Source organism: Afipia dichlorophenoxyacetatis, assembly GCF_055386385.1.
Genome location: NZ_AP029250.1, coordinates 1088650 through 1114859 on the forward strand (window position 1 = coordinate 1088650; position 26210 = coordinate 1114859).

Below are 26210 nucleotides of genomic sequence, written 5' to 3' on the forward strand. Positions count from 1 at the left end.
ATCCCGCGGTGGCGAGATCAGATGAAAGAGCGGCGCTTTTGCATTTTCAGAACTTCACGTTGGCGAACATCCGCACACCAAGGCCAGGCATCAGCACTTCGTCCTTGTTGTAGGAGACGGAGTTGCGGATGTCCTCGTTGAGGAGGTTGTCGCCGACAATGCCGACGATGAATTCTCGCGGTCCGAGCCAACTGTCCTTTGCAAGTTTTGTTGTGTAGCTCACCTCCGCTTTCAGGCGGTTGTATCCCGCAGTCGTTGTCTCGACGCCGCTGACGTCGTTTTGCGCGAAGGCGTGCAGCAGATTGATGCGGGCGAGCCAGTGATCATCCCGATAGTAGAAGCCACCGCCGACACGCTGCGGGGGAATGCGCGGCACGTTGGTGCCATCGGTAAACGTCGCACGCACGATGTCATACTGCCCTTCGACACCGAATATTCCGCCCCACGACATCGGCAGCGCATCGTATTGGAACTGGAATTCACCGCCACGGAAGGTCGCATTGCGCTGCGAATAGATCGCCTGATTGAGTTCGCCTCCGGGATTTCCGCAGGAGGCAAAATCCTCGCCGCACCTCACGCCTGTGATGTTGCGGAAGATGAAGCCGTTGAAGCGTGTGTAATATCCCGTGAGTTCAAAGCGGATTGGACCCGTGGCGCGCCGCAACCCAGCTTCGACAGTCTGGGCCGTTTCAATCCCGAGATTGGGATTACCGATGTCGAACGTGCCGGTGGCGTCGTGCGGGCCGCGGGAGAACAGCTCCGCGGGCTTCGGTGCGCGCTCAACATACTGCGCGGTCAAGCTTGCGGCGAGATCGAGCGGCAGGTTTTGAATGAGGCCAATGCTTGCGCTTTTCGGCGTGAACTTCGGATTGCGCGCCACATTGGGGCCCACGGGATCAACACCGAGGAAGCTTGCCGGAAACTCCGGTGTCGTGCCGTCGAGATCGACGTGTTCGATACGGCCGGCCACCTGAGCCTTGGTGGTCTCGGTGAATTTGAACTCGTTGAAGATGTAACCGGCAACCTTGGTGTTGTGGTTCGGGTCCCACAGGCCGTTGAACTGTGAACCCGGATCATCGGGGCTCGGCGCGGTCAATTCCTGATGTGACGCCTGCACGCCGACGGCAGTTGTCAGCGTGGCGAAGCGCAGGTTGAATGGCGCAAGCTGCACCTCGACGCGGCCTTCCTGTTCGTTGTTGGTGAAAGTCTGCCGGACGCCGTCGCTGGAGAGATCGGCGGGATCAGCGAGGCCGATCTCGTTGTGCTTGTAGTTGGTGGTGCCAAGCCAGAAGCTGATGGTGTCGATAGCGGCTGTATCTGGCCGATATTCGCCGTGAACTGCGACCTTCGTTTGTTTTCCATCGATACGGGTCTGGTGCTCTGCGCCATCGAGGCCCGGGATGTGATAGAGCGCGTTGTTCTGCGTCACAGAGGCGCCGACAAAGCCGCCCGCGAAGAAGTATGATCCGCCGACCGAGAAGCCGTTGGCGCTTGCAGCCGAGTTCGGTTGCTTGCCGGTATGATTGTTCGGCTGAGACAGATAGGGCGCGCCCGGAATGCTGTAGTCTTCAGTCTTGCGGTCGAACGCGTCGACGTGGATCGCGAAGTTGTTGCCGCCGGCATCGAGCAGCACAGCGCCTTCGCGGCCTTGGTCGACACTGGAGATCGAAGTGCGCGTCTCAAAGCTCGCGCAGGGATTGGATGGGGAAAGCTGCGGTGCTTTGACATTGTAGCCGTAGGTCTGCATCGTCGGCAGCGCGCTGCACGGCGAGGATTCCGGGATACGGTTATTGGTTGAACTGACCACACCGCCGATCGACTGCGAGCCATAGCGCAGCGTCGCCGGTCCGCGGATCACCTCAATCTGGTTGGTCGACAGCGGATCGATCGGTACGAAGTGATCCTCGCCGAGATCTGACGCGCCGCTGCTGCCGAGACCATTCTCGACGATGCCGACGCGGTTGACGTCGAGGCCGCGGATGATCGGGCGGCTCGATGCGCCCGGCGCGAAGGATGATCCGGTGATGCCGGGCTTATTGTTAAGCAGATCGCCGAGCGTGGCCGCACCGCTGCGGCGGATTTCTTCGTTCGGCACGACCGTCACAGTGGCGAACTGATCGGTCACGATCGGCAGCGTGCCGGGAAGGGCGGCTGTATCGGGAGCGGGGTCCGGCGCCGGAGCTGGGTTGGCGGCGGGTGTAGTGCCTCCAGCTGCGGCGCGATGGGGACGTCGCCGTACAATCGGGCTGGGTGCGCGGACGACAACTTCCGGCAGTGCCGTAGCGCCGGCCTCAGCCGGTGCCGATTGATCGGCCTGCTGTGCGTGCGTGGATGCGCTCGCACAGAGCGCCAAGGCGATGACCGAACAGCCGGCCAGCGAGGCGCGAATAAAACGAGGGGACATGACGTTTTGATCCTGATGCCGCCTTCGTCTCGATGTTGGACGGGCGACGTGCCGTCGCAGAACGGCCTTGAACTTCGAATGCCCTGATGGTCACCGCCGCGCGGTGAACATCAGGCTTGGATTGGCTTTCGAGTCAGGATCGGGGAGGGGCGCGCGACTGGAATGCGACAAGGCGGGTTGCCGTAAGGTGGCTCGCCAGATCAGTGAAGATCGCCTCAGCGTTCTCATCGAGGAGGACTGGCAGAACCGGAGGTGCCGTATCCACCAATGCATTCGCCATCGCGACGGTGGCGCAGATGGCGCAGATCTCGGCGGGATCGTTCTGAGGGTGTTCGTTGTCCGAGGTGGGTGCGGAGGCGTAATCAGAAATCGCCGTTGGCGCGGCAAAGGCATCAGCATGGATATGGCCGAACGACAACGCAAACTGCATTGCCAGCGCGAACAGCGCCAGCAGTGACAGGCTTTTTGTCTTTGATCTCGACCACTTCATTGCAACACATGCCCCACCCCGGGCTCAGGACGCAGGGGCCCTGGTTCCGGATGTTACAATGTAACATTGCCGCTCAAGGCGTGAGTGTCAACAGGGGGCACTGGAGAGGGTCATTGAACCCACAAGTCTGGCTCGAAAGACACTTCTGGTAAGCGATCGGCACATGTGTATTTCCGAGGAAGCGTGCGGCGCTTTCGGGCGCGCGCACCTTCCCGGAAACATGATTGAGGCTGTTTCTGTTGCCGGGTCACAGTTTCTGTGAAAGCCCAACGAAGAAGCCACGCCGCGGTCCGTACTGAGGTGCGAACACGCCGATGCCGGATCCGTCCCTGATCTCATAGATATTGTCGAACAGGTTGACGACATCGAACCGCACCGTAAGGGGCTTGGTCGATCCCGGCATTAGGAATTCGTGCGAGATGCCAAGATTGACCTGCGAATACCATGGCAAGGAGTCCGTGTTCGCAAAGCCGGAACGCAGGCCGCTGCCGAAGATGACATCGGCGCTGAAACGTGTGCCGTTCCACAGATACGACGCGCCTGCCGAGCCGGTATAGAACTGTGCGTGATCCGTATAGACGTAGTTCTGGGAGATGAACGCCAGCTCATCCGGGTCGAACAGGTACTGATTGGAGGAGACGTTGGTCGCCAACTGCCGGGCGATCGCGAAATTCGCATAAGCGCGGAATCCGCCATCGACGTACGCTCCCTTGAATTCGATGCCGGTGTTCGTGCCACGGGCGTAGTTGAATGCCGTGAGGACGTAAGCTGCGCCGAACTGTCCGTCGTCGAGCAGATTGTGCGCCGTCTTGTAGTAAGCGTCGATGCCGACCTCGAGGCCCGGCAACACCTTTTGCGTGACGCCGGCATCGAAAACGTTTGATCGTTCCGGCTGGACCGGATCGTTCTGGTTCACTGCCGGTTGCTGGGTGGTGCCGTTGACGAGAGCGAGGTTGGTTGGCGCAGCCAGCACCTGCGGCGGCGGCGTGAAATTCCTGGCGTAGCCGGCGTGGAAGGTTGTTCCCTCGAACGGCTTGTAAGTCAGGCTGACGCGTGGACTGAGCTGGTTTGCGTCGGTGTAGGACCACATCTGATCGAAACGCAGGCCGGTGGTCAGAGTCAGTTGATTGGTGATCCTCCATTCGTCCGATACGTAAGCGCTTGCCAGCCAGCCGAGCTTGGAGCTGGAGTCGATGAAGGAGAACGGGGAGTTCGCATCCACGACGGGGTTGCCCGCGTTGTCGACGTTAAAAACGGTGGAGACGCTGTTGACCAGCGATCGTTCTGCGCTGATCTGGAATCCGAACCGCGCGGTGTGGCTGTCGCTCCAGCGATAAGCATTGTCGGATGAGATGCCGGTGGTCTGACTGCGACGATAGACGTCCGACGCGACACCATTGAATGCCAGATCGCCCGGCACATCGGGCGTGAAGTGCAGCTCGCTGTAACGGGTAAAAGCGGCAAACTGCATGTCGAGCCCGTCGATCGATTTCTGATAGGCCAGGATGCCGAACTGATTGTCTTCCGTCTGACGTTCATTGAGGAAGGCTGAATCGTAGGGTGCCGAACCAAACGCTGCCGGCTGGCCCGGATTGTTCGGAATCTGATAGCTGCTGCTCGAGCTGCCGCCGATGAAAACGATGCGGGACGTTTCGTCGAGCAGCGTCGAGAGATAAACGAAGCCCTTGCCCTGATCGGTGTGGTCGTGGATTGCGTTTTTGTTCGGTGTCGGGTTCTCGATTCCGAGATTGCTCCCGAAGTAGTTGCCTGAGACGTAATACTGCGTCTTCCCTACCGTGCCGCCATACTCAAGGTTTGAAGTGATGGTGCCATGGCTGCCGCCATAGACGCTGACGCTGCCGCTGTTGTTGAATGCGTTGGGATTGGTCTGGATGTCGACGACGCCGGCCGTACGCAGACCGTATTGCGCGGGCAGTGCTCCTGTGAGCAACGACATGTTGCCGACGATCTTGGTGTCGAGAATCTGACCGAAGGCACCGACGCCGTCCGGCAGCATGATGCCATTGATACGATACTGAACATTGGCGTGTTCGTTGCGGACATGCAGTTCACCACTTGCCGCGGAATCCTGCGTCACGCCGGGGGCTTGCAGCAGCACCTTGTCGAGCGGCGCATTGGTTCCCTGCGGCAGAGCCTGGATCGCCTCCTGGTTCATTTCGTAAACGCTCGCGCCAGCTGGCGCGACAATATGATTTCGCGCGCCATCAAGGTCGGCGTTTTGTTTCGTGACGGCTTCCGTCGGTGTCAATGCCGGCGTAGTCGGCGCGCTGACCTGCTGTTGCTTTGGTCGTCGCACAGGTTTACGGCGCGGAGCCGACACCTTGATCTCCGGCAACTGCGACCCTGTTGTTGCGGGTTTTGACGGGGCGTCGGCCGGTGCATTCGCCGCTGGGGGTGCGTCCTGCGACGATGCAGGGCCGCCAAGCGCAAACAGCAAAACCAACGCGGAGCTTCCGAGAAAAACGGTACGGTACTTTCTGGCAGACATAATTAAAATTCCTGACGCCACCCATGCTCGTTATCGACGAGCAGATGCGGTGGACTTCCGCTGCGAACAGCGGATCGATTCCGAATTGCCCCGAGGCTTCGCCTGCGAGCGGCAGCGAGCCTCGTGACGCGTGAACGGTCGATGTCAGGACAACGGAGGGGCGCGGGACTGGAAAAGGTTGCGCCGGGAAACCGGAGCGGCGGTTTCCTGTCTGGGAGCAACCGGCACGATGACGAACGACTGCGGCAACGCCAGCACTGGTGGCACTGCGTCCACCAGCGTGTCAGCCATGGCGATGGTTGCGCAGATGGCGCAAAGATCGCCCGGCGTGTCTTGATCGTGATCAGAGTCGGGCGTGGAAGTGGGCGCCGCGAGCGTGGGGGCTGCCTGCGCGGTGGCTGCAAGCGCGCTAGCACGATGATGGTGCCCGAACGACAGCCCAAACTGCAGCGCCAGCGCGAAAAGCGCCAGCAACGACAGCTGTCTTGCGTTCGATCTAAGCCACTTCATTGCGAATGACGCCCCATGCATCTGGCCCAAACTCTTACGGCTTGGGCACGGATGTTACAATATAACATCGCCGTTCGGTGAGCGCCTGTCAACAAGGAGGTCTGCGCTAAGCGACACTGATAAGGAGCTGGAGGTGCCTTTACCGTCCCTCACGCAACCAAGTGGCCGCGAACGCGCCGAGCAACAGCAGCAATCCGACCAATCCGGCGAAGACAGGCAGGACACCGATGCCGCGCACCACGCTGGCGTCGCGCATTTTCACACCGAGCCAGCCGTCGCCACGAAACACCGAAGATGCGCGCACGGGCAGGACACGCGGAAGGTCGACGCTGCCGTTGTCGGCAATACGGCGCGAGTCGCCGCCGGTTGCCTGCGCCAGAGGGCGCAACGCTTCAGTAGTAGAGGTGACTTCCGAAAATTCCTTCGGATTGACCGGGCCGACATTAATGAGGGCCTTCAGCGTGCCATCGGTCGCTTGCCAGAGGCCAAGCTCGTCGGCACTCGTGGTCGCACGCCATTCCCCGGGCTCGCCGGCCGTGAGTGTGATCTGACGCGTCGCGCCGGACGGCGACGTCACCGTGATGGGTTGCACGCTGTCGGCCATGGTCTGCCGCACCACCACCAGATCGCGGCCTTCCACCTTGAGGCGGAGCGCTTCTTCGTCGAGTTCGGGTTGCTTCATCAGCCAGTGCGACAGACGACGGAGAAGATCGAGGTGCGGCCCGCCGCCTTCATAGCCGCGCGCCCACAGCCAGATGTGATCCGACAGCAGCAACGCGACGCGGCCTTCGCCCTGCCGCGACAGCAGCAGCAGCGGTTTGCCGTCAGCACCTTCCATCACCGGAGGGTTGACCGGATTGCGGGTGTCGACGAGGCGGAAGAAACGGCTCCAGTGCGGTGGATCACTGTTTGCGCCCTCAAGTCCGCGCGTCACCGGATGACGTTTTCCGACTTCGCTGAGGCGCGCGGTGAACGCTTTCTCGCTGACGCCGGTTGGTTCAGCGGGCAGCACCGAATCTAGTGGTGTGCGCCAGATGCTGGTTGGTCCTGCGTAATCCGGGCCAGCCGAGACAAGCACAGCACCGCCGTTGCGGACATAGCGCGCGATGTTGTCGAAATACGAAATCGGCAGCACACCTTGCCGGGCATAGCGGTCGAAGATGATCAGCTGGAATTCGTTGATCTTCTGCTGGAACAGTTCACGGGTCGGGAATGCGATCAGCGACAATTCGTTGATCGGTGTGCCGTCCTGTTTTTCCGGCGGACGCAGGATGGTGAAGTGCACGAGATCGACACTGGCATCGGATTTCAGCAGGTTGCGCCAGGTGCGTTCGCCGGAATGGGGTTCTCCCGACACCAGCAGCACGCGCAGCTTGTCACGCACACCGTCGATCGAAACTACGGCGCGGTTGTTGACTGGTGTCAGTTCATTGGCGAGTGGTGACGCTTCGATCTCCACGATGTTTTGACCGGCGTGGGGAATCTCGATCGTCACGCTGACCTGTTCACCGCTGCGCACCGAGCGCTCGCTCAGCACGTCGCCGTCACGCCGCACGGTGACCCGTGCGCTCTCGCCGGTGACACCCTGATCATCGAGACGATAAGTAATGGTCTGGGTCTGGCCGACGATCCCGAAGCGGGGTGCGGCGACAATGGCGATGCGCCGATCGCGTTCGTCGCTGCGGCCGGTCACCAGCGCATGGACCGGTGCATTGAAGCCGACGCTGGCGGCATTCGCGGGGATGTCATGCACACGCCCGTCGGTGATCAGAAATGCACCTGCGACACGGTCCGTCGGCACATCCGACAGCGCGGATGTCACCGCCGAAAACAGCTTCGTGCCGTCGGTTTCGCCGTCAGCCTGTCCGGCCTCAACAACGCGAACTTCCAGTCCCTTGATCTGCTTGAGGCGATCGACCAGCGCGTCACGGGCTTCGTTGGTTTCGCGCGTCCGGTCTCCGAAATTTTGGCTGGGGCTTCGGTCCACCACCACAGCCGCGACAGAACTGAGCGGTTCGCGCTCCTCCCGCGTGAATGATGGGTTGGCCAGCGCCAGAAGGATCAATGTCAGCGCGGCGACGCGAATGGCAGTGCCACGTGCGCGTGCGACCATCAGAATGGCCGCGATCACAATGATCGCGGCGAGGCCGATCCACAGGACGATGGCGGGAACTAGAGGGGCGAACGCGATACCGTACTGCATCGGATTATTGCCCCAGCCGTTCGATGAGCGCAGGAGCGTGCACCTGATCAGCCTTGTAGTTGCCGGTCAGCGTGTACATCACAATGTTGACGCCCGCGCGGAAGGCGAATTCGCGTTGCCGCGGCTCACCCGGCGTCATCGGCAGCATCGGCTGGCCGTCGGGCTGCATCGCCCACGCACCGGCCAAATCGTTGGAGGTGATGATGATCGGTGAAACGCCGTCGCCGCCACGTGCGGGCCGCTCGGCTGAATCTTCGTCTTCGTTACGCGGCAGAGCTTCGACCCAGGTCTGACCGTTCGTGAAGCGCCCCGGAAAGTCGCGCAACAAGTAAAACGTCTTGGTCAGCACATGTTCGCGCGGCACCGGCTCAAGCTCGGGGATATCCAGCGAGGAGAGAATGTTGCGCAACGTCAGCATGCCTGGTGTCTGCGAGTCGCCGCCAGCTCCTGGTGGGGCTTCGATGGCGTCGCGGGTGTCGAACAGCACCGTGCCGCCCTGTTTCATATAGGCATCGAGCTTGTTGATGGCTTCCTGCGATGGCTTCGGCGCGCCGGAAATCACCGGCCAGTAGAGCAGCGGGAAGAATGACAGTTCATCGCGCGCCGGATCGACACCAACCGGGTCGCCGGCTTCCAGCGCCGTGCGCTGCGCGAGAAACAGCGTCAGTCCCGAGAGCCCTGCCTTGACGATGGAATCCACATCGTTGTTGCCCGTGACGACGTAAGCCAGCCGCGTCTGCGACACCGCCTTGACGGCGAAGTCGTCGCTCGCTGCGGTGTTCGTCGTGGCTGTCTTGCTGTCAGCCTTGGGCGCTTGTGCGTAGGACGAGAATGGCGAGCCGATCATCGATGCGGCCACGATCGCCAAGACGAGTGCGGCCGTCGCGGCCCGCCGCCGCAACAAGGCCGCAAGACCGCCGCCGAGGATCGCGACAATGATCGCGTCGATCAAGAACAGTGCGAGTGCAGTGGAAAGCAGAATGCCGCGCAGGTCGCGCGGCTCAGCATTGGTGTAGGTCGCGCGCCGTGCCTTGAGAGCAGATGTGTCCAGCAGCGCAAGCCGGTCCGCTGCCGCCAGAGTGTTCACCGCGAGAGGGCCCTCGGCGGGGCCATACAGACCGGGCGGGTGATCGAGCGTGGCGCGATCACGATAATCCGCGCGCAGAGGCTTGGCAGTCGATGGCGGCGGACCAAATGCGCCGAAGCCATCGAGCGTACGAAGCGGTGCAACGGTCTCGATACTTGCGTCGGCGGCGACGCCTGCGCCAACATTCGCCGTGTAGCCGGAGCTGTCGACAATCCGGCGCAGCATTTCAACGAAGGTGCCGGACATCGGCAGATCAGACCAACGCATGTCGGCGCTGATATGAAACAGCGCGACAATGCCTTTGTCCCGGTGTTCGCCCGTCACCAACGGCGTGCCGTCCTGCAACGATGCCCAGGTTCGCGATGCCAGCGCGGCGCTCGGTTCGGCCAGCACCTGGCGCGTCACGGTCACATCCTTCGGCACCTGAAGCCCTGCAAATGGACCGTCAGCCGCGAACGACGCGAGTGGTTGTGGTTTTTCCCATGTGAGGCTGCCGCCAAGGCTGCGATTGCCGCGCCGCAGTTTGACCGGCACGAGGTCATCGTCGCCTGCTGCAAGTCGTGGGCCGGCAAAGCGCACCAGCACGCCGCCTTGTGCAATCCACTTATTGAGGCGGTCGTAAATCTCCGGAGAGAGCGTACCCACATCGGCGAGCACGATCATCGGCAGCTTCTGATCGAGGAACTGTCCGATGGCAACGGCAGGCGCGGTACGCTCACCCAGCCGGACATCAGCAAATGGCGCCAGCGCGCGCGTGAGATAAAATGTCGAGGCCAACAAGGGCTGCGCCGTATCGCTGGTCGCACCACTGACAATGCCGACGGCGCGCCGCCGCCAACGCTTGTCGAGCAGTTGCACGGCACCTGCTGAGCGTTCGCCAGAAACTTCGAGCCGCGTGATGTCGTTGCGCAGTTCTACGGGCAGATCGAAGCTCGCTTCTGTTTCCTGATCCCGCGCCCCAAAAGCGAAACGTGCTTCGCCGATCGGCGATCCCTTTTGGTCGAGAGCGCGGACGAGGCCAACGTCGCCATTGCCACTGGTTGCGCGCAGCACCTTCACGGTCATCTTCGCGGCGGCGTTTTCAGCGGCGGCAAGCGCGTGAGCGGGAGGTGTGCCGCCTTCAAAAATGGTCAAAGCGCGGTTCTCAATCGTCTTGGAGAGGTTTTGCACGAATTCGCTGCCGCGGCCTGTGTCAACGCCGTCGCTGAGCCAGACGATTTCAGCGTTGCCGGTCTTTTCAAGAAAGCGGCCGAGCGCCGGCAACGTGTCGACACGTTCCACGGAATAGGGCTTTGGAGACAATTGACGGAGTGCGACGCGTGCGGTGCCTGCAGGCATCAGGGAGAAGTCGCGGGTGCTTTCCGAGAGCGGTACGATGGCAACGGCGCGCCGGTCGGCTTCTGCATTCGCGATCAGTTCGTCCGCAGTCTTAATACGGGCGTCCCAGCTCGCGGCCGCGCTCCAGCCGTCGTCGAGCAGCATCACCAGCGGCGCGTCTGAGCGCGCGATGCCTCCGCTCGGATTCCACACCGGGCCGGCTGCGGCCAAAATCACCAGCGCTGCGGCGAGCAATCGCAGGGCTGTCAGCCACCATGGTGTCCGCGAGGGCGTCTCTTCCTTGGGAGCGATGTCGAACAGCAGCCGCGTCGGTGGAAAATCGATACGGCGTGGACGCGGCGGCATTACGCGCAGCAGCCACCACAGCGCCGGCAGGCTCAACAAGCCGACCAGCAGCCACGGTTCAGCAAACGAAAGTGGAAGACCCATCATGCGCTGCGCCCCGCAAGACCTGAAGCCCGCGCATCGCCTTTGGCGACGGTCATGCCGCTATGAAGGAACAGAAGCAGTTCCGCGGCTGAACGATCCGTCGTGTGGGTCGAGAACAGCCAGCCGAGCTTGTTGGTCTCGTCGCGAATGGCGGCACGATGTGCGGCGACACGCGCGGTATAATCCTGCGCCCAGGTTTCAGCGCGGCCTGCCGTGATCACGCCAGCGCCCTCGGGCTCAACGAATTCGATGCGGCCGGAATAAGGGAACGTCTCTTCGGCTGGATCGACGACCTGCAACAATGTTCCGTGTGCTCCCGAGGCTGAGAGGCCGCCGAGCATGGTGCGGATCTCCCCAATCGTTGACCAGAAATCCGACAGCACAACGACTTCCGCCAAGGCGGCCGGCACGAACTGCGGCGGCAGGCTGCTGCGCGTGGCGCTGTCATGCAGGATCGCCTGTGCCATCTTGTCGACGATGTTGCGGCTCGAACTCGGATTCATCAGGCCGGGAATGCCGACGCGTTCACCGCCTGACACTAGCAGTTCGGCAAGAGCAAATGTCACCACCAGTGCGCGCTCGAGTTTGCTGTCTCGCGCGGTCTTCGAGGCGAACGCCATCGACGCGGAGCGGTCGGGCCACAGCCAGACGGTGTGTGCAGCTTCCCATTCCTGCTCGCGGACATACAAATGATCGTCACGTGCCGAGCGCCGCCAGTCGACGTTCTGCGAGGCTTCGCCGGAGACGAAACGGCGATACTGCCAGAAATTCTCACCGGTGCCGGCGCGGCGGCGTCCATGCAGGCCGTGAATGACGTTGGCTGAGATGCGGCGTGCCTCCAGCACGAGACGCGGCAGCGACGCCGCGAGCGAACGGCTTTCGCCGTCCGCGCGGCGGACTGCTTCGATCTCCTGAAGAGCTGGCTGCACACGTGTTGCCATCAGCCAATCCGTGCTTTCAGTTGCTTGATGACGCCGGCAACGGTCTGCCCTTCGGCGCGTGCTGAGAAGGTGAGTGCCATGCGGTGTTTCAGGACAGGTTCAGCGAGATCAAGCACGTCATCGATCGATGGTGCGAGGCGGCCATCGAGCAAGGCCCGTGCGCGGACGGCGAGCATCAGTGCCTGGCTGGCACGCGGACCGGGACCCCAGGCGATGGACTTGGCGCTCTCTCCGCCTTCTTCGCCGGGGCGTGCCGAACGCACCAGGGACAGGATCGCCTCTACGACGGAATCGCCGACCGGCAACCGGCGTACCAACCGTTGCGCGGTGATGAGCGTTTCCGCATTCATGGCGGCTTTGGCGACGGTTTCTTCGGCACCGGTGGTCTCGAACAGGATGCGCCGCTCGGCATCGCGATCCGGATATTCGACGTCGATTTCCATCAGGAAGCGGTCGAGCTGCGCTTCCGGCAGCGGATAGGTGCCTTCCTGCTCCAGCGGATTTTGTGTCGCGAGCACGTGGAATGGCTTCGGCAGATCGTGGCGTGCGCCGGCAACTGTGATGTGCTGCTCCTGCATCGCCTGCAGCAGTGCCGATTGGGTGCGCGGGCTGGCGCGGTTGATTTCGTCCGCCATGAGCAGTTGCGCAAAGACAGGTCCCGCAATGAAGCGGAACGAGCGCTTGCCGGTCGTGCTCTCATCGAGCACTTCCGCGCCCAGAATATCGGAAGGCATCAGGTCCGGCGTGAACTGCACGCGCTTGGCATCAAGCCCGAGCGTGACGCCCAGCGTCTCGACAAGTTTGGTCTTGGCGAGGCCGGGCACACCGACAAGCAGCGCATGTCCGCCGGACAGGATGGTGACCAGCGCGTTTTCGACAACGCGCTCCTGACCGAAGATGACGGTCGAAATTGCTTCCCGGGCAGCGCGGATGTTGCCCGCGATCTGCTCTGCAGAGCGTACGATCACGTCTTCCAGTTTCTCAACGCTGTCTGCCATACCAATCTCCTCGTAGACCGCTGCTGCGGATCGCCCGCATTCAAGATCGTCGCCTATGCTAAACTGATGCAAAGGCTAAGTATTCTCTTATTATATTTGTGACGTCAGGCTGTCCCCACCTTAACGGGTGGGGGGCTTGAACTTCATCACGATGTGGCGAGTATTCGGGCGAGCTTTCTTGCGAAGGTCTCGGTGAATTCTCATCGTTTCTGGACTTGAACCGTTTCTAGACCTGCACCATCCGTGCCAAACAAGGGCGTCAAACGTCAGGGCAAACAATGGCGAACCAAGGGCAGAGGGAACCGAATGCCGCCCAGCGTCTCGATGGGCTGACCGATGCCGCGCGTCGTGCTGCGACAAAAGGCCTGCCACCGGTTCATATGTGGAATCCGCCATTTTGTGGCGATCTCGACATGCGGATCGCGTCGGATGGTACGTGGTTCTATCTGGGCACGCCGATCGGGCGGCCGGCACTCGTGAAGTTATTTTCCACCATCCTCAAACGGGAAGATGATAAATATTTTCTTGTCACTCCCGTCGAAAAAGTCGGCATCCGTGTCGATGACGTGCCGTTCCTTGCGGTGGAGATGGCAGAAAACGATGAGGGAAGCGGACGGCAGCTGAGTTTCCGTACCAATGTGGACGAATGGGTGCCATGCGATGGCAATCATCGGTTGCGGTTCGAGGCCTCGGCCGACGGCGGACTGACGCCTTATGTGCATGTACGCTCGGACCTATGGGCAAAAGTCACTCGCGCGCTCTATTATGATCTGGTCAAAATGGGCGAGGAACGAGTCGTCGATGGCCGCGAATTGTTCGGGGTCGTCTCTGACGGGGTGTTCTTTTCGATGGCCGATGCGGCGCAGGCGAGGGATGTGGTTTGACTGACAGTATTGTGACGGATGCGTCCGCTCGCGCCGCGGCGCCCGCCGATATGAGTTCTGATGAATTTTTCCGTCGCGCACGGGAGCGCTTGTCTTTCGACGTTCCCCCGGGGCTGACCGATGCGAGCATCCTTCCGCCGACCGGCGATTTCGGCACCGATGCCATGCTGGAGATCATCGCGAAGGAGAGGCCGGTTCGTCCGGCCGCCGTTCTTGTTCCGATCGTCGAGCGCGAGCTTCCGACCGTGCTGTTGACCAAGCGTGCCGAGCACCTGAATGAGCACGCCGGACAAATCTCGTTCCCAGGCGGCAAGATCGATCCGACAGACGCCTCGCCCTTGGATGCGGCGTTGCGCGAGGCGGATGAGGAAATCGGCCTCAAGCAGGCCTTTATCGATCCGGTCGGCTATCTTGACGTATATGCGACCGGATTTGGATTTCGGATATTGCCGACGCTGGCGCGGGTTAGGCCCGGTTTTGAATTGACGATCAGCCGCGATGAAGTCGACGACGCCTTCGAAGTGCCGCTAGCATTTCTCATGGACCCGGCCAATCACAGGCTGGGGTACAAGGAATTTCGCGGTATGCAGCGGTCGTTTTATGAAATGCCGTTCGAGCAGCGCTACATCTGGGGCGCGACCGCCGGCATGCTGCGCGCGTTATACGAGCGGATATATCTTTCATGATCCGTCCCGTTCTCACCGAGATCGGAATTTTTCTTATTCCCTTTGTCGTCTATGCGATCATCCTGATTGCCAGGCGCCACGGTATTTTCATCAAGACGTCGTGGCCGCTCAACGTCCTCGGTAAATTGACTTTTGTGGCGCTGTTGCTGGTGATCGTCAGTCTGGTGTTGCTGGCAAATTTTTCCGGAGCGCCGCCCGGAACGACTTACACTCCCGCTCATGTGGAGAATGGCAAACTGATTCGGGGATCCGAAAAATGAGCGCGCCGCGCTCGCTGCACGATGCGAACTGGCTGACATCAGGCCCAGCCGCTCGGGTGCTGGCACTGCTCAATTCTGACGGTGAAGAGGCGCGCGTTGTCGGCGGGGCCGTCCGCAATGCGTTGCTCGATCTTCCGGTGGGTGAGATCGACATCGCAACCACGGCATTGCCCGAGGAAGTGATCAACCGCGCCAAGCGGGCCCGGATCAAGAGTGTGCCGACTGGCATCGAGCATGGGACGGTCACCCTGGTCATCGAGAACAAGGCGTTCGAAGTGACGACCTTGCGCGAGGATGTCGAGACATTCGGGCGCAAGGCAAAGGTTGCATTCGGGCGTGACTGGACGCGCGATGCGCTGCGTCGCGATTTCACCATCAATGGCTTGTCATTAAGCTCGGACGGTGTTGTGCATGACGACGTTGGCGGGCTGGCTGACATCGAGGCGCGGCGCGTGCGCTTTATCGGTGAGCCGGCGCAACGGATCGCCGAAGACTATTTGCGTATCCTTCGTTTCTTCCGGATCCATGCGGCCTACGGCCAAGGCGAACCTGACGTTGCGGGCTACGACGCCTGCATCGCGGGGCGCGTCGGCCTCTGCACGCTTTCCGCTGAACGCATTCGCATGGAGATGCTGAAGCTCGTTGTGGCTCCGGGGGCAGGACCCGCGCTGGTGGCCATGGACAATGCGGGCTTGCTCGGCCTCACCGCCGGCGGTGTCGTCTATCACGGCGTCTTCGCCAAGATGGTTCAGGCCGAAGCTCAGCTTGGGCTTGATCCTGATCCGATACGCCGCCTTGGCGCGCTGGCGGTTGCAGTCACCGAAGACGCCAAGCGTCTGTCGCAGCGGTTGCGTCTCTCGAACGCTGAAACCAAACGGCTGGATTCCATGGGGCATCGCTGGTGGCGGCTCACGGATATGGATGAGGACACCGCCCGGCGTAGATTTTATCGGATCGGCGATGCTTGCCGTTATCGCGACCGCATTATGCTGGCATGGGCGCGGGCGGGGCGTGATGCCACGTCGTCATACTGGCAGAATTTCGTATCGCTTCCGGATCGTTGGACGCCGCCGGCATTTCCACTCAAGGGCGGCGACTTCATCGCGCGTGGCATCGCTGAAGGTCCTGCGCTCGGCCATGTCCTGACGCTGGCCGAGGATGCCTGGCTCGCCGCGCAATTTCCGATGGACGCCGCCGCATTGAAGGCCATCGCGGATGAGACCGCCGTGCGATTCACCCGCGATCATCTGCTCTGAATATTGAGCCTAGTCATCCGCCCCGGTGAAGGGCGGCGGCTTGCGATTCAAAACGAGATAGCTTCAGGCGACCTTGGCCTTTTCATCCTCGTCTTCGTCTTCATCCTCGTCGTGTTCATCGTCTTCTTCGTCGTGCTCGTCTTCGTCATCGAGTGGCTCGAAGTGAGCGACTTCGAGAACGACGGATGGAAGCTTCTCACGAAATAGATCGCCTTCTTCACCGATCCAGACGCACTCTACCGTGTCGTCGTCGTGGACCTCTGCAACGGTTAGAGGCTGACCTCCTGATTTGAGAATAACGACGTCGCCCGCTTTCAGTGTCATGATCCGCTCCATGTGGTGTGCATGATCTTCCCGAAGAACGGTTCCGTCTTCGGGATCATGCCTTGGTAAAAATGGAATGGGGGCAACCTAGCTGCGGGTCATGACACTCTGACAAAACGAAAAAGCTCCGGACGGGTTGTCCAGAGCTTTTCGTTTTTGCTGATGATAGTTCTCTTTAAGCGAAGAACTACGGCCACTTCACCTCTGGTGGCATCGACGACAGGATGGAGTCGACGTTGCCTCCGGTCTTCAGGCCGAAGATCGTGCCGCGGTCATAGAGCAGGTTGAATTCGACATAGCGTCCGCGTCGGACAAGCTGTTCTTCGCGATCCTGCGGCGTCCAGGCGGTTGCGAAATTACGCCGCACCAGTTCCGGATAGACTTTGGCAAAGGCCTGCCCCACTTCCTGAGTGAAGGCGAGGTCGGCATCCCAATCGCCGGAATCGTGCCAGTCGTAAAAGATGCCGCCGATGCCACGCGGCTCCTTGCGATGCGGCAGATAGAAATATTCGTCACACCATGTCTTGTATTTGTCGTAAGGCGCGATGGCGGCATGTGCATCGCAGGCGCGTTTCATGGCGGCGTGGAACGTGGTTGTATCTGGATCGTCCTGCGTGCGCCGCCGGTTGAGCACCGGCGTGAGGTCCGCCCCGCCGCCGAACCACGCTTTCGTTGTCACGACAAAGCGGGTGTTCATATGGACCGCCGGCACATTCGGATTGCGCGGATGGGCGATCAGAGAAATTCCGGAGGCCCAGAAGCGCGGATCATCGGCCGCTCCCGGAATTTGTGCGCGAAACTCGGGCGCGAATTCGCCGTACACGGTGGAGCAATGCACGCCCACTTTTTCAAAGAGCCGGCCGCGCATCACCGACATCACGCCGCCGCCGCCGGGTTTTCCGGTGTGATCGGTGCGTTCCCACGGGGTGCGCATAAAACGCCCTGTCTCTCCCGGATAGAGAGACGTCGAGGCCTCAGTCTCTAACTCCTCGAGATCGAGGCAAATATCGTCGCGCAGGCTCTCGAACCAGGTGCGGGCACGTTCTTTGCGGTGCTCGATCGTCGTGACTGGCTTTTCCAATCCGCGTCTCCGTTTTTTATTGCGTGTGGGGTCAGCTTTGCGGGCCGAAATAGGTGCAGCTTTCGTTGCAACTGTCGCGGTGGACGCTGACACGGGTCACGTGGCCGGCGTGCTGAACCCGTTCCCAGATGAAACGCGTGAGATTTTCCAGCGTCGGCCGTCCGAGCGCCTCGATCTTATTGAGATATTTGTGGTCGAGCATCTTCTGCACGTCGCTCATGCTGCGCTCGAGTTGGCCTAGATCCATCACCATCCCGGTGTTGGGATCGGGCGTCCCACGCACACTGACCTCGGCGCGAAACGAGTGGCCGTGAATTTCCTCGCTGGTCTCACCCAGCGTGGTTCCGGCCAAGGAGTGCGCGGCCTCGAAACGGAAGGTTTTCGTCAATTCCCACATCCCGACTGTCCAGTCCTGCCTATCCCGATTATCTGATGCCAAGGGTTTTGTGCGTCTGAACGCTCAGCCGCCATTGCGGATGACGCAGGCAATAGGCGATCGCACTTTCCGTACTTTGCGCTATGTCAGGTCCGTCCATCGGTTGCAACGAGAACCGCTCGAAGGCCAGACCGGCAAAGTTCTCCGGCGGCGCACCGGCCTGGGGATAGACCAGTTTCAGCTCGTGACCTTTGCGGACCACGAGGTCAGTGCCCGCTTTGGGGCTCACACAAATCCAGTCGAGGCCGGGCGGCGGCTCGATGGTGCCGTTGGTCTCGACCGCAATCAGAAATCCCCGCTCATGCAGCGCATCGATCAGCGCGGTATCGATCTGCAACAACGGCTCACCGCCGGTGAGCACGGCGTAGCGGTGGTCCGGCGAGCCGGTCCACTGGGCCGCAATGGTGTCCGCCAGGGCGTCCGCGGACGGATAGCGTCCGCCGAGCGTACCATCCGTGCCGACGAAGTCGGTGTCGCAGAACTGACACGTAGCGCTGGCGCGGTCCTGCTCCCGGCCTGTCCACAGGTTGCACCCGCTGAACCGGCAGAACACCGCCGTGCGCCCGGCGTGGGCGCCTTCGCCTTGCAATGTCAGGAAAATTTCCTTGACCGCGTAACTCAACCTGATGTCCTCGCGCGCTCTATATGGTTGTATCGGAAGGGCCGGTGTTGCCGGTAAATATATGGCCGGTTTGCCGTAATGCCTCACCCAGCGCCATCGCCACGGAAACGGCAACGTTCAGGGACCGCATGCCGGGGGCGATCGGGATCACCAGCCGTTCGTCGGCAGCCTGTACCACGTCATCCGGAACACCGGCGGATTCCCGGCCGAACAGCAGGATGTCATCGGCTTGATAGGTATGATCGAGGTAGGGGCGTGCCGCTTTGGTCGAAAATAATACCAGGCGGCAACCGGTTTCCGAGCGCCATTCTTCGAATTTCGTCCAGGAATCGTGGCGTATGATCGTCACCTGGTCGAGGTAATCCATGCCCGCCCGGCGGAAATGCCGGTCGCTAACTGGAAACCCAGCCGGCTCGATGATGTGGGCCTCCACGCCCAGGCAGGCGCAGAGCCGCAGAATCGTTCCGGTGTTTTGCGGAATGTCGGGCTGGTAGAGGGCTATGCGCATCGGAATCCGGCCTTTGGCCCGGTGAGAAAACTGTGAAAATTTCGCTGCTGTGGGCGGTTTTAGTGCGTCGCACTAAAGTGTGCCGATAGCGGGCTTGCGCTCTCCGGGCAAGGGTGCCAATAGATCGATTCTAGATCGTGTGTTTTGCTCGCTTGAGCAGGACAATGTGGTCATTCTGCTGCCGCGGGGCCCCGCGGGCTCCGGCTTCTGCTCCTGGGTGCGCCCGCACCCGAAGGGGGTGGTCCTGCCGGTTGCAGTTCGGAAAGGGTTTGCAAACGTGACGTCCTCCACCTCGGCTGAGCCGACACGCCGTGATTTTCTTTATGTAGCGACAGGAGCCGCGGCCGCGGTTGGCGCCGTGGCGGTTGCCTGGCCGCTGATTTCCCAGATGAACCCGGACGCATCGACCATCGCGGCCGGTGCTCCGATCGACGTCGATCTGTCGCCGATCGCCGAAGGTCAGGACATCAAGGTCTTCTGGCGCGGCAAGCCGATCTACATCATGAACCGCACCAAGAAACAGATCGAAGAGGCTCGCTCGGTCAATTTGTCCAGCCTGCCCGATCCGCAGACCGATCAGGCCCGCGTCAAGGAAGGTCACGATCAGTGGCTCGTGGTCATCGGCATCTGCACCCATCTCGGCTGCATCCCGATCGCTCACGAAGGCAACTACGACGGCTTCTTCTGCCCGTGCCACGGTTCGCAGTACGACTCCTCGGGTCGTATTCGCCAGGGGCCCGCGCCGCTGAACCTGGCCGTACCTCCGTACGCCTTCGTCTCTGACACCAAAATCAAGATTGGCTGAAGCCTCACTTAGCCGATTGCGTCGCTTCTTTTTTTTCAGGATCGCATCATGAGCGGACCATCCAGCTACAACCCGCAAAATCCAGCTTTGAAGTGGATTGAGCGGCGTCTTCCCCTCGGGGGACTGATCCACTCCTCCTTCATCGCTTACCCGACCCCCCGCAACCTGAACTACTGGTGGACGTTCGGCGCGATCCTCTCGATGATGCTCGCCGTGCAGATCATCACGGGCGTCATCCTGGCGATGCACTACACGCCGCATGTCGATCTGGCGTTCAAGTCGGTCGAAGGCATCGTCCGTGATGTTAACTACGGCTGGCTGCTGCGCTACATGCACTCCAACGGCGCTTCGATGTTCTTCATCGCCGTCTACGTTCACATGCTTCGCGGCCTTTACTATGGTTCCTACAAGGAGCCGCGCGAGGTGCTCTGGATCCTCGGCGTGATCATCTACCTGCTGATGATGGCGACCGGTTTCATGGGCTACGTGCTGCCATGGGGCCAGATGAGCTTCTGGGGCGCCACGGTTATCACCAACCTGTTCTCCGCAATTCCGTATGTGGGTGACAGCATCGTGACGCTGCTGTGGGGTGGTTACTCGGTCGGCAACCCGACGCTGAACCGCTTCTTCTCGCTGCACTACCTGCTGCCGTTCGTGATCGCTGGCGTCGTCGTCCTCCACGTCTGGGCGCTGCACGTCGCGGGACAGAACAATCCGGCCGGCGTCGAGCCGAAGACCGAGAAGGACACCGTGCCGTTCACGCCCTACGCAACCGTCAAGGACGCGTTCGGCATGGCCTGCTTCCTGCTGTTCTTCGCCTGGTTCATTTTCTACATCCCGAACTACCTTGGCGACCCGGACAACTACATCCCAGCCAATCCCGCAGTGACCCCTGCACACATCGTCCCCGAATGGTACTATCTGCCGTTCTACGCGATCCTGCGTTCGATCCCGAGCAAGCTCGGCGGCGTTGTCGCCATGTTCGGCGCGATCGTCGTGCTGGCGTTCTTGCCCTGGCTCGACAGCGCCAAGACGCGCTCGTCCAAGTATCGTCCGCTGGCCAAGCAGTTCTTCTGGATCTTCGTCGCCGTTTGCCTCGGTCTGGGTTATCTCGGTGCGCAGCCGCCTGAAGGTATCTATGTGGTTGCGGGCCGTGTCCTGACCGTCTGCTACTTCGCGTATTTCCTGATCGTGCTGCCACTTCTGAGCCGTATCGAAACAGCTCGTCCGCTGCCGAACTCCATCGCCGACGACGTGTTGTCGAAGCGCAAGGGAGCGGTGTCGGCTCTGGTGGCTCTCGCAGTCGGTGGTTCGCTGCTGCTCGGGGGCATGAACAACGCCAAGGCAGAAGACGCCCATGGCGGCACGACGCCTCCGTCGCTGAACTGGTCGTTTGCAGGCCCTTTTGGTAAGTTTGATCAAGGCCAGCTTCAGCGCGGCCTGAAGGTCTACAAGGAAGTCTGCTCGGCCTGTCATGCGCTATCGATGGTGGCCTTCCGCAACCTCGCTGATCCGGGTGGCCCGGGCTACTCGCCGGCTCAGGCGGCAGCCTTCGCGGCCGATTACAAGATCAAGGATGGACCGAACGATGCCGGCGATATGTTCGAGCGTCCCGGCCGTCCGGCGGATTACTTCCCGTCGCCGTTCCCGAACGACCAGGCTGCTCGTGCGTCCAATGGTGGCGCCCTGCCGCCGGACCTGTCGCTGATGGCCAAGGCTCGTGGCTACGAGCGTGGCTTCCCGCAGTTCATCTTCGACGCATTCATGCAGTTCCAGGAAAAGGGACCGAACTACATCGATGCACTGTTGCAGGGCTTTGAGGAGAAGCCGCCGGCTGGCTTCTCGCTGCCGCAAGGCTCGTACTACAACAAGATCTTCCCGGGTCACGCCATCAAGATGCCGAAGCCGCTCAGCGACGGTCAGGTGACGTTTGACGATGGCTCGCCGGCTACCGTTCAGCAGTACGCCAAGGACGTGTCGGCGTTCCTGATGTGGACAGCCGAGCCGCATCTCGAAGCCCGCAAGCGTCTTGGCCTTCAGGTCATGATCTTCCTGATCATCTTCTGCGGCCTGCTCTACTTTACCAAGCGCAAGGTGTGGGCGAACGCTCACTAAGCCGCCGTGGCGAATACGTCTAACAATCTGCGAAAGGCCCCATTTCGGGGCCTTTTTGCTGTTCAGATGCATCGTCGTTTCGTGATGTGAACGCGTTAATCCACGATTGCGGAACCTCTCTTGCAGCGCCATTGTGCGCCCGCAGATTGATCTTCGGAGGACACCATGGGTACCCACATCACGTTCAAGCGTCCCGACGGAAAGGACGCCAAGGGCTATCTCGCCAACGCTGCGCGCGGTAACGCGCCGGGCGTCGTGGTCATTCAGGAATGGTGGGGCCTGTCCGAAAACATCAAGGCGTTGACCGATCGCTTTGCGCTGGCCGGCTTCGATGCGCTTGCGCCCGATCTCTACAAGGGCGTCGTGGTGCCGTATCACGATACGGATGCGGCTAATAAGGAAATGACCTCGCTGGATTTCCTTGATGCCACCGAACAGACCGTGCGCGGCGCCGTTCAGTATCTGAAGAAGAACAGCGCCAAGGTGGGGTTGACCGGCTTCTGCATGGGCGGCGCGGTGACCATCATCGGCGCGGCCCGCGTTCCTGAACTCGCCGCGGCTGTCGCGTTCTACGGAATTCCTCCCGAACAGGCGGCAAAGCCGGCCGACGTGAAAATCCCGCTGCAGGGGCACTTTGCCGACAAGGACGACTGGTGCACGCCTGAGGCCGTCAATGCGTTCGAGAAAGCCATGAAAGCCGCCGGAAAGGACTTCGAGGCTTTCCGCTACGACGCAGACCATGCCTTCGTGAATGAAGAGCGGGCTGCGGTGCATGACCGCGCCGCTGCGGAGCTCGCCTGGGGCCGCGCCACCGATTTCTTCAAGAAGCATTTGGGGTGACGTGACATTCACCGTTTCCGATTTGCGTCAGCAACCTACATTCTTTGACACAGTTGCTGATCGCATCTGGCGGGCATGGTGGAAGGAGCGGGGTTTTGCGGTCGGATATATTGCCGATCGCTTGCAGGAAAACATGTCGCCGGGGGCGATACCGTTCGCTCTGGTGGCTCATGACGGTGACACGTTTCTCGGCACCGCCTCGGTGATCAAATCCGATCTGGAAGACCTTCCCGACTATACGCCGTGGGTGGCGGCCGTCTGGGTTGAGCCCGAGCACCGCCAACGGCAGATCGGCCGAACACTGGTCGCGCGGGCCGTGGACGACACATTCGCGCTGGGGACCGAGCGCGTTTATCTTTGCGCACAGAAAGTACGGCGTAATTTCTATCTTCAGCAGGGCTGGACACCGATCGAAGAGGAGGTTGGGGAGCGGGGCGTAACTGTCTTTGTCCGGCAAAGGTCCTAAAGCCGGGGCGAACCGGAAGGTCCTGGGACACGCGCTGTTGATGACATGATCGGGAGCTTCAGGAGCGCCCTCTTGACATCCCCCCTCCCGGATGATGTTTTGCCCATCATGAACACCGTGTCTCAGCCAGCCCGTCTTTGGTGGCCCACCTTCTAAAGGTGGCCGGTGCGATCTATTTCTCAATCGTCGAGGCCGTCATCGCAGAGCGACGGCCTTTTTCGTTTGTCCTGTGTGGCGTTCCTCCAGCAAGTTTCGTAAGAGGACAGCATGAACAGGACACTTTTTTCGCTTCCCGCGCACAGTGATTACCAGACCGCTCGAGGCCTCGAGGTCTCGCGATCCGTCGAACATTTCACCGGCGGCGCAGCGCTCGACCGGTTGATCGAACGGCTGGATAGCCGGCGCGGCGTGGTGCTGTCGTCAGGCACGACGGTCCCCGGCCGCTATGAGAGCTTCGATCTCGGATTTGCCGATCCGCCGCTGCGGCTGGAATCGGCCGGAACGGACTTCGTCATCGAGCCGCTCAACGAGCGCGGCAAGGTGCTGCTCGCGTTTCTCGCTGAAACGTTGAACGAGCCCAGTGCCGTCATCACCGAGAAAAGCGCGATGCGCCTCAAGGGACATATCCTGCGTGGTGACGCGCCGGTGGATGAGGATCAACGCACCCGGCGCGCCTCAATGATGTCGCTGGTGCGCGCGATCATTGCGACGTTCAGTTCGAACAATGATCCGCTGCTCGGTCTGTTCGGCGCCTTTGCCTACGACCTCGTTTTTCAGTTCGAGGATCTGGTGCAGAAGCGCGTCCGCGAAGCCGATCAGCGCGATATTGTGCTGTACGTGCCGGACCGGCTGCTCGCTTACGACCGGGCGACCGGACGCGGCGTCATTCTCAGCTACGAATTCGGCTGGAAGGGACAGTCCACCAAGGGGCTGCCGCGCGAGACGCCGGAAAGCGTTTACGCAAAAACTGGCCGCAAAGGTTTCGCCGATCACGCGCCCGGCGACTATCAGGCGACCGTCGAAGTTGCTCGGCAGGCGTTTGCACGCGGCGATCTGTTCGAGGCCGTGCCCGGACAACTGTTCGCCGAGCCATGCGAGCGCACACCCGCGGAAGTGTTTCAGCGGCTGTGCAGGATCAACCCGTCGCCCTATGGCGCGCTGATCAATCTCGGCGACGGCGAGTTTCTGGTGGCGGCGTCACCGGAAATGTTCGTGCGCTCCGATGGCAGGCGGATCGAGACCTGTCCGATTTCCGGCACCATCGCGCGTGGCGCGGACGCCATCGGCGATGCGGAGCAGATTCGCGAACTGCTGAACTCGCAGAAAGACGAGTTCGAGCTCAACATGTGCACGGATGTCGATCGGAACGACAAGGCGCGTGTCTGCGTGCCCGGTTCGATCAAGGTGCTGGCACGACGGCAGATCGAGACCTACTCGAAGCTCTTCCACACTGTGGATCACGTGGAAGGCATGCTGCGTCCTGGATTCGATGCGCTCGACGGTTTTCTCACCCACGCTTGGGCTGTCACCGTGACCGGTGCGCCGAAACTGTGGGCGATGCAGTTCGTTGAGGACCACGAGCGGTCCTCCCGGCGTTGGTATGCTGGCGCGCTCGGTTTCCTCGGGTTCGATGGCAGCATCAACACCGGCCTGACCATCCGCACCATCCGTATGAAGGATGGTCTCGCCGAAGTGCGCGTGGGCGCGACATTGCTGTTCGATTCCGATCCGGTGGCTGAAGAAAAGGAATGCCAGACCAAGGCTGCAGCGCTGTTCCAGGCGCTGCGTGGCGACCCGGCGAAGCCGCTGTCGGCTTTTGCGCCCGATGCTACGGGTTCTGGCAAGAAAGTGCTGCTGATCGACCACGAGGATTCCTTCGTGCACATGCTTGCGGATTATTTCCGTCAGGTTGGCGCGGATGTCAGCGTGACGCGGCACACCCATGCGCTCGATATGATGAAGAAGGAAAAGTTCGATCTCCTGGTGCTGTCGCCCGGTCCGGGCCGACCGGAAGATTTCGGAATTTCCAAGTTCATCGATGCTGCACTCCAGAAGGAGATGCCGGTGTTTGGCGTTTGCCTCGGTGTGCAGGCGATCGGCGAATATTTCGGTGGCAAGCTCGGACAGCTGGCTCAACCAGCTCACGGTCGGCCTTCGCGCGTTCAGGTGCGAGGCGGAACGCTGATGGGCAATTTGCCGAACGAGGTCGTGATCGGCCGCTATCACTCGCTCTATGTCGAGCGCGACGGCATGCCGGATGTGCTGCAGGTCACTGCGAGCACTGAAGACGGCATCGCGATGGCGATCGAGCACAAGACGCTGCCCGTCGGTGGTGTGCAATTCCATCCGGAGTCGCTGATGTCGCTGGAAGGCAATATCGGACTTCGGATTGTTGAAAATGCGTTCCGGTTAGGCCGACCGGGCGTGAATGGCTGAACGATTGAGTGATTGAAAGAGAAGATGATGACGCTCGAGATTGACCTGAAAGCCACCGTGCGCTCCATTCCGGACTATCCCAAGCCCGGTATCATGTTCCACGACATCACGACGTTGCTCGGCAATGCATGGGCGTTCCGCCGTGCGGTCGACGAACTGGTGCAGCCTTGGGCGGGATCGAAGATCGATAAGGTCGCCGGCATGGAAGCGCGCGGTTTCATCCTCGGCGGCGCGGTGGCGCATCAGGTGTCAGCCGGGTTCGTGCCCATCCGCAAGAAAGGCAAGCTCCCGCACACCACGGTGCGGATTGCCTACTCGCTCGAATACGGCATCGATGAAATGGAAATGCACGCTGACGCCGTCAAACCCGGCGAGCGTGTGATCTTGATCGATGACCTGATCGCAACCGGCGGCACGGCGGAGGGAGCGGTCAAGCTGCTCCGCAAGATCGGCGCCGAGGTCGTTGCCGCATGTTTTATTGTGGATCTTCCGGATCTCGGCGGTGCCGCCAAGCTGCGCGCGATGAACGTGCCAGTGCGGACGTTGATGTCGTTCGACGGGCACTAAACGCTCGCGACACTT

Annotated in this window: 23 protein-coding genes; 10 read left to right on the forward strand and 13 right to left on the reverse strand. The window is 61.1% G+C overall.

Annotation, left to right across the window (positions count from 1 at the left end; genetic code table 11):
* Positions 1-46: 46 nt before the first annotated feature.
* The 8 genes from ACZ5C3_RS05090 to ACZ5C3_RS05125 form a co-directional block, all read right to left on the reverse strand.
* Entirely contained in the window at positions 47-2404 is a 2358-nt protein-coding gene (locus ACZ5C3_RS05090; RefSeq protein ID WP_464044570.1) for a TonB-dependent receptor, read from the reverse strand.
* A 133-nt stretch (positions 2405-2537) separates the two neighbouring features.
* A complete protein-coding gene (locus ACZ5C3_RS05095) occupies positions 2538-2894 on the reverse strand; it encodes a DUF2946 family protein (protein WP_464044571.1) in 357 nt (118 codons plus the stop codon).
* A 247-nt stretch (positions 2895-3141) separates the two neighbouring features.
* A complete protein-coding gene (locus ACZ5C3_RS05100) occupies positions 3142-5403 on the reverse strand; it encodes a TonB-dependent receptor (RefSeq protein ID WP_464035764.1) in 2262 nt (753 codons plus the stop codon).
* 144 nt (positions 5404-5547) lie between these two features.
* The gene (locus tag ACZ5C3_RS05105; RefSeq protein ID WP_464035766.1) at positions 5548-5913 is read right to left on the reverse strand and encodes a DUF2946 family protein; all 366 of its coding nucleotides are present in this window, start codon (positions 5911-5913) and stop codon (positions 5548-5550) included.
* A gap of 139 nt (positions 5914-6052) precedes the next feature.
* On the reverse strand, positions 6053-8116 hold the full coding sequence (locus ACZ5C3_RS05110; RefSeq protein ID WP_464044572.1) for a hypothetical protein: 2064 nt from the start codon (positions 8114-8116) through the stop codon (positions 6053-6055).
* Positions 8117-8120: 4 nt separating this feature from the next.
* Positions 8121-10973: a DUF4159 domain-containing protein gene (locus ACZ5C3_RS05115; protein ID WP_464035768.1), complete on the reverse strand. Its 2853-nt coding sequence runs from the start codon at positions 10971-10973 to the stop codon at positions 8121-8123.
* On the reverse strand, positions 10970-11911 hold the full coding sequence (locus ACZ5C3_RS05120) for a DUF58 domain-containing protein (protein ID WP_464035770.1): 942 nt from the start codon (positions 11909-11911) through the stop codon (positions 10970-10972). Before ACZ5C3_RS05120 ends, ACZ5C3_RS05115 begins: the two co-directional genes overlap by 4 nt.
* On the reverse strand, positions 11911-12909 hold the full coding sequence (locus ACZ5C3_RS05125) for an AAA family ATPase (RefSeq protein WP_464035771.1): 999 nt from the start codon (positions 12907-12909) through the stop codon (positions 11911-11913). Before ACZ5C3_RS05125 ends, ACZ5C3_RS05120 begins: the two co-directional genes overlap by 1 nt.
* A gap of 278 nt (positions 12910-13187) precedes the next feature.
* On the opposite strand from ACZ5C3_RS05125, the gene ACZ5C3_RS05130 reads away from it, so the two are divergent.
* From ACZ5C3_RS05130 to ACZ5C3_RS05145, 4 genes are read left to right on the forward strand one after another with little or no spacing between them, the layout of a single operon-like run.
* Positions 13188-13793 carry a DUF1285 domain-containing protein gene (locus ACZ5C3_RS05130; protein ID WP_464035772.1) on the forward strand — a complete coding sequence of 202 codons (606 nt, stop codon included), beginning with the start codon at positions 13188-13190 and terminating at the stop codon, positions 13791-13793.
* A 50-nt stretch (positions 13794-13843) separates the two neighbouring features.
* Positions 13844-14479 (forward strand): CoA pyrophosphatase, encoded by a 636-nt coding sequence (locus ACZ5C3_RS05135; protein WP_464038263.1) that lies wholly within the window; start codon positions 13844-13846, stop codon positions 14477-14479.
* On the forward strand, positions 14476-14739 hold the full coding sequence (locus ACZ5C3_RS05140; RefSeq protein WP_464035774.1) for a DUF6111 family protein: 264 nt from the start codon (positions 14476-14478) through the stop codon (positions 14737-14739). Before ACZ5C3_RS05135 ends, ACZ5C3_RS05140 begins: the two co-directional genes overlap by 4 nt.
* A complete protein-coding gene (locus ACZ5C3_RS05145; protein WP_464044573.1) occupies positions 14736-15995 on the forward strand; it encodes a CCA tRNA nucleotidyltransferase in 1260 nt (419 codons plus the stop codon). Before ACZ5C3_RS05140 ends, ACZ5C3_RS05145 begins: the two co-directional genes overlap by 4 nt.
* Before the next feature lie 63 nt (positions 15996-16058).
* On the opposite strand, the gene ACZ5C3_RS05150 is transcribed toward ACZ5C3_RS05145, so the two are convergent.
* From ACZ5C3_RS05150 to ACZ5C3_RS05170, 5 genes are all read right to left on the reverse strand, one after another.
* Entirely contained in the window at positions 16059-16319 is a 261-nt protein-coding gene (locus ACZ5C3_RS05150; protein ID WP_464035775.1) for a YodC family protein, read from the reverse strand.
* 187 nt (positions 16320-16506) lie between these two features.
* The gene (gene hemF, locus ACZ5C3_RS05155) at positions 16507-17400 is read right to left on the reverse strand and encodes an oxygen-dependent coproporphyrinogen oxidase (RefSeq protein ID WP_464035776.1); all 894 of its coding nucleotides are present in this window, start codon (positions 17398-17400) and stop codon (positions 16507-16509) included.
* A gap of 31 nt (positions 17401-17431) precedes the next feature.
* A complete protein-coding gene (locus ACZ5C3_RS05160) occupies positions 17432-17797 on the reverse strand; it encodes a 6-pyruvoyl trahydropterin synthase family protein (protein WP_464035778.1) in 366 nt (121 codons plus the stop codon).
* Between the two features lie 28 nt (positions 17798-17825).
* On the reverse strand, positions 17826-18458 hold the full coding sequence (gene queE, locus ACZ5C3_RS05165; protein ID WP_464035780.1) for a 7-carboxy-7-deazaguanine synthase: 633 nt from the start codon (positions 18456-18458) through the stop codon (positions 17826-17828).
* Positions 18459-18477: 19 nt separating this feature from the next.
* Complete coding sequence (locus tag ACZ5C3_RS05170; RefSeq protein WP_464035781.1) at positions 18478-18966, reverse strand: tRNA (cytidine(34)-2'-O)-methyltransferase; 489 nt, start codon at positions 18964-18966, stop codon at positions 18478-18480.
* Positions 18967-19243: 277 nt separating this feature from the next.
* Between ACZ5C3_RS05170 and petA the strand changes: the two genes are divergently transcribed.
* From petA to ACZ5C3_RS05200, 6 genes are all read left to right on the forward strand, one after another.
* Complete coding sequence (gene petA, locus ACZ5C3_RS05175; protein ID WP_464035783.1) at positions 19244-19771, forward strand: ubiquinol-cytochrome c reductase iron-sulfur subunit; 528 nt, start codon at positions 19244-19246, stop codon at positions 19769-19771.
* Positions 19772-19819: 48 nt separating this feature from the next.
* Positions 19820-21886 carry a cytochrome c1 gene (locus ACZ5C3_RS05180; RefSeq protein ID WP_464035784.1) on the forward strand — a complete coding sequence of 689 codons (2067 nt, stop codon included), beginning with the start codon at positions 19820-19822 and terminating at the stop codon, positions 21884-21886.
* 165 nt (positions 21887-22051) lie between these two features.
* Positions 22052-22726 (forward strand): dienelactone hydrolase family protein, encoded by a 675-nt coding sequence (locus ACZ5C3_RS05185; RefSeq protein ID WP_464035786.1) that lies wholly within the window; start codon positions 22052-22054, stop codon positions 22724-22726.
* 1 nt (position 22727) lies between these two features.
* Entirely contained in the window at positions 22728-23192 is a 465-nt protein-coding gene (locus ACZ5C3_RS05190) for a GNAT family N-acetyltransferase (RefSeq protein ID WP_464035787.1), read from the forward strand.
* 267 nt (positions 23193-23459) lie between these two features.
* Positions 23460-25628, forward strand: coding sequence for an anthranilate synthase component I (locus ACZ5C3_RS05195; RefSeq protein ID WP_464035789.1), 2169 nt, complete (start codon positions 23460-23462; stop codon positions 25626-25628).
* A 27-nt stretch (positions 25629-25655) separates the two neighbouring features.
* On the forward strand, positions 25656-26195 hold the full coding sequence (locus tag ACZ5C3_RS05200) for an adenine phosphoribosyltransferase (protein WP_464035791.1): 540 nt from the start codon (positions 25656-25658) through the stop codon (positions 26193-26195).
* The last annotated feature ends 15 nt before the right edge of the window (positions 26196-26210 follow it).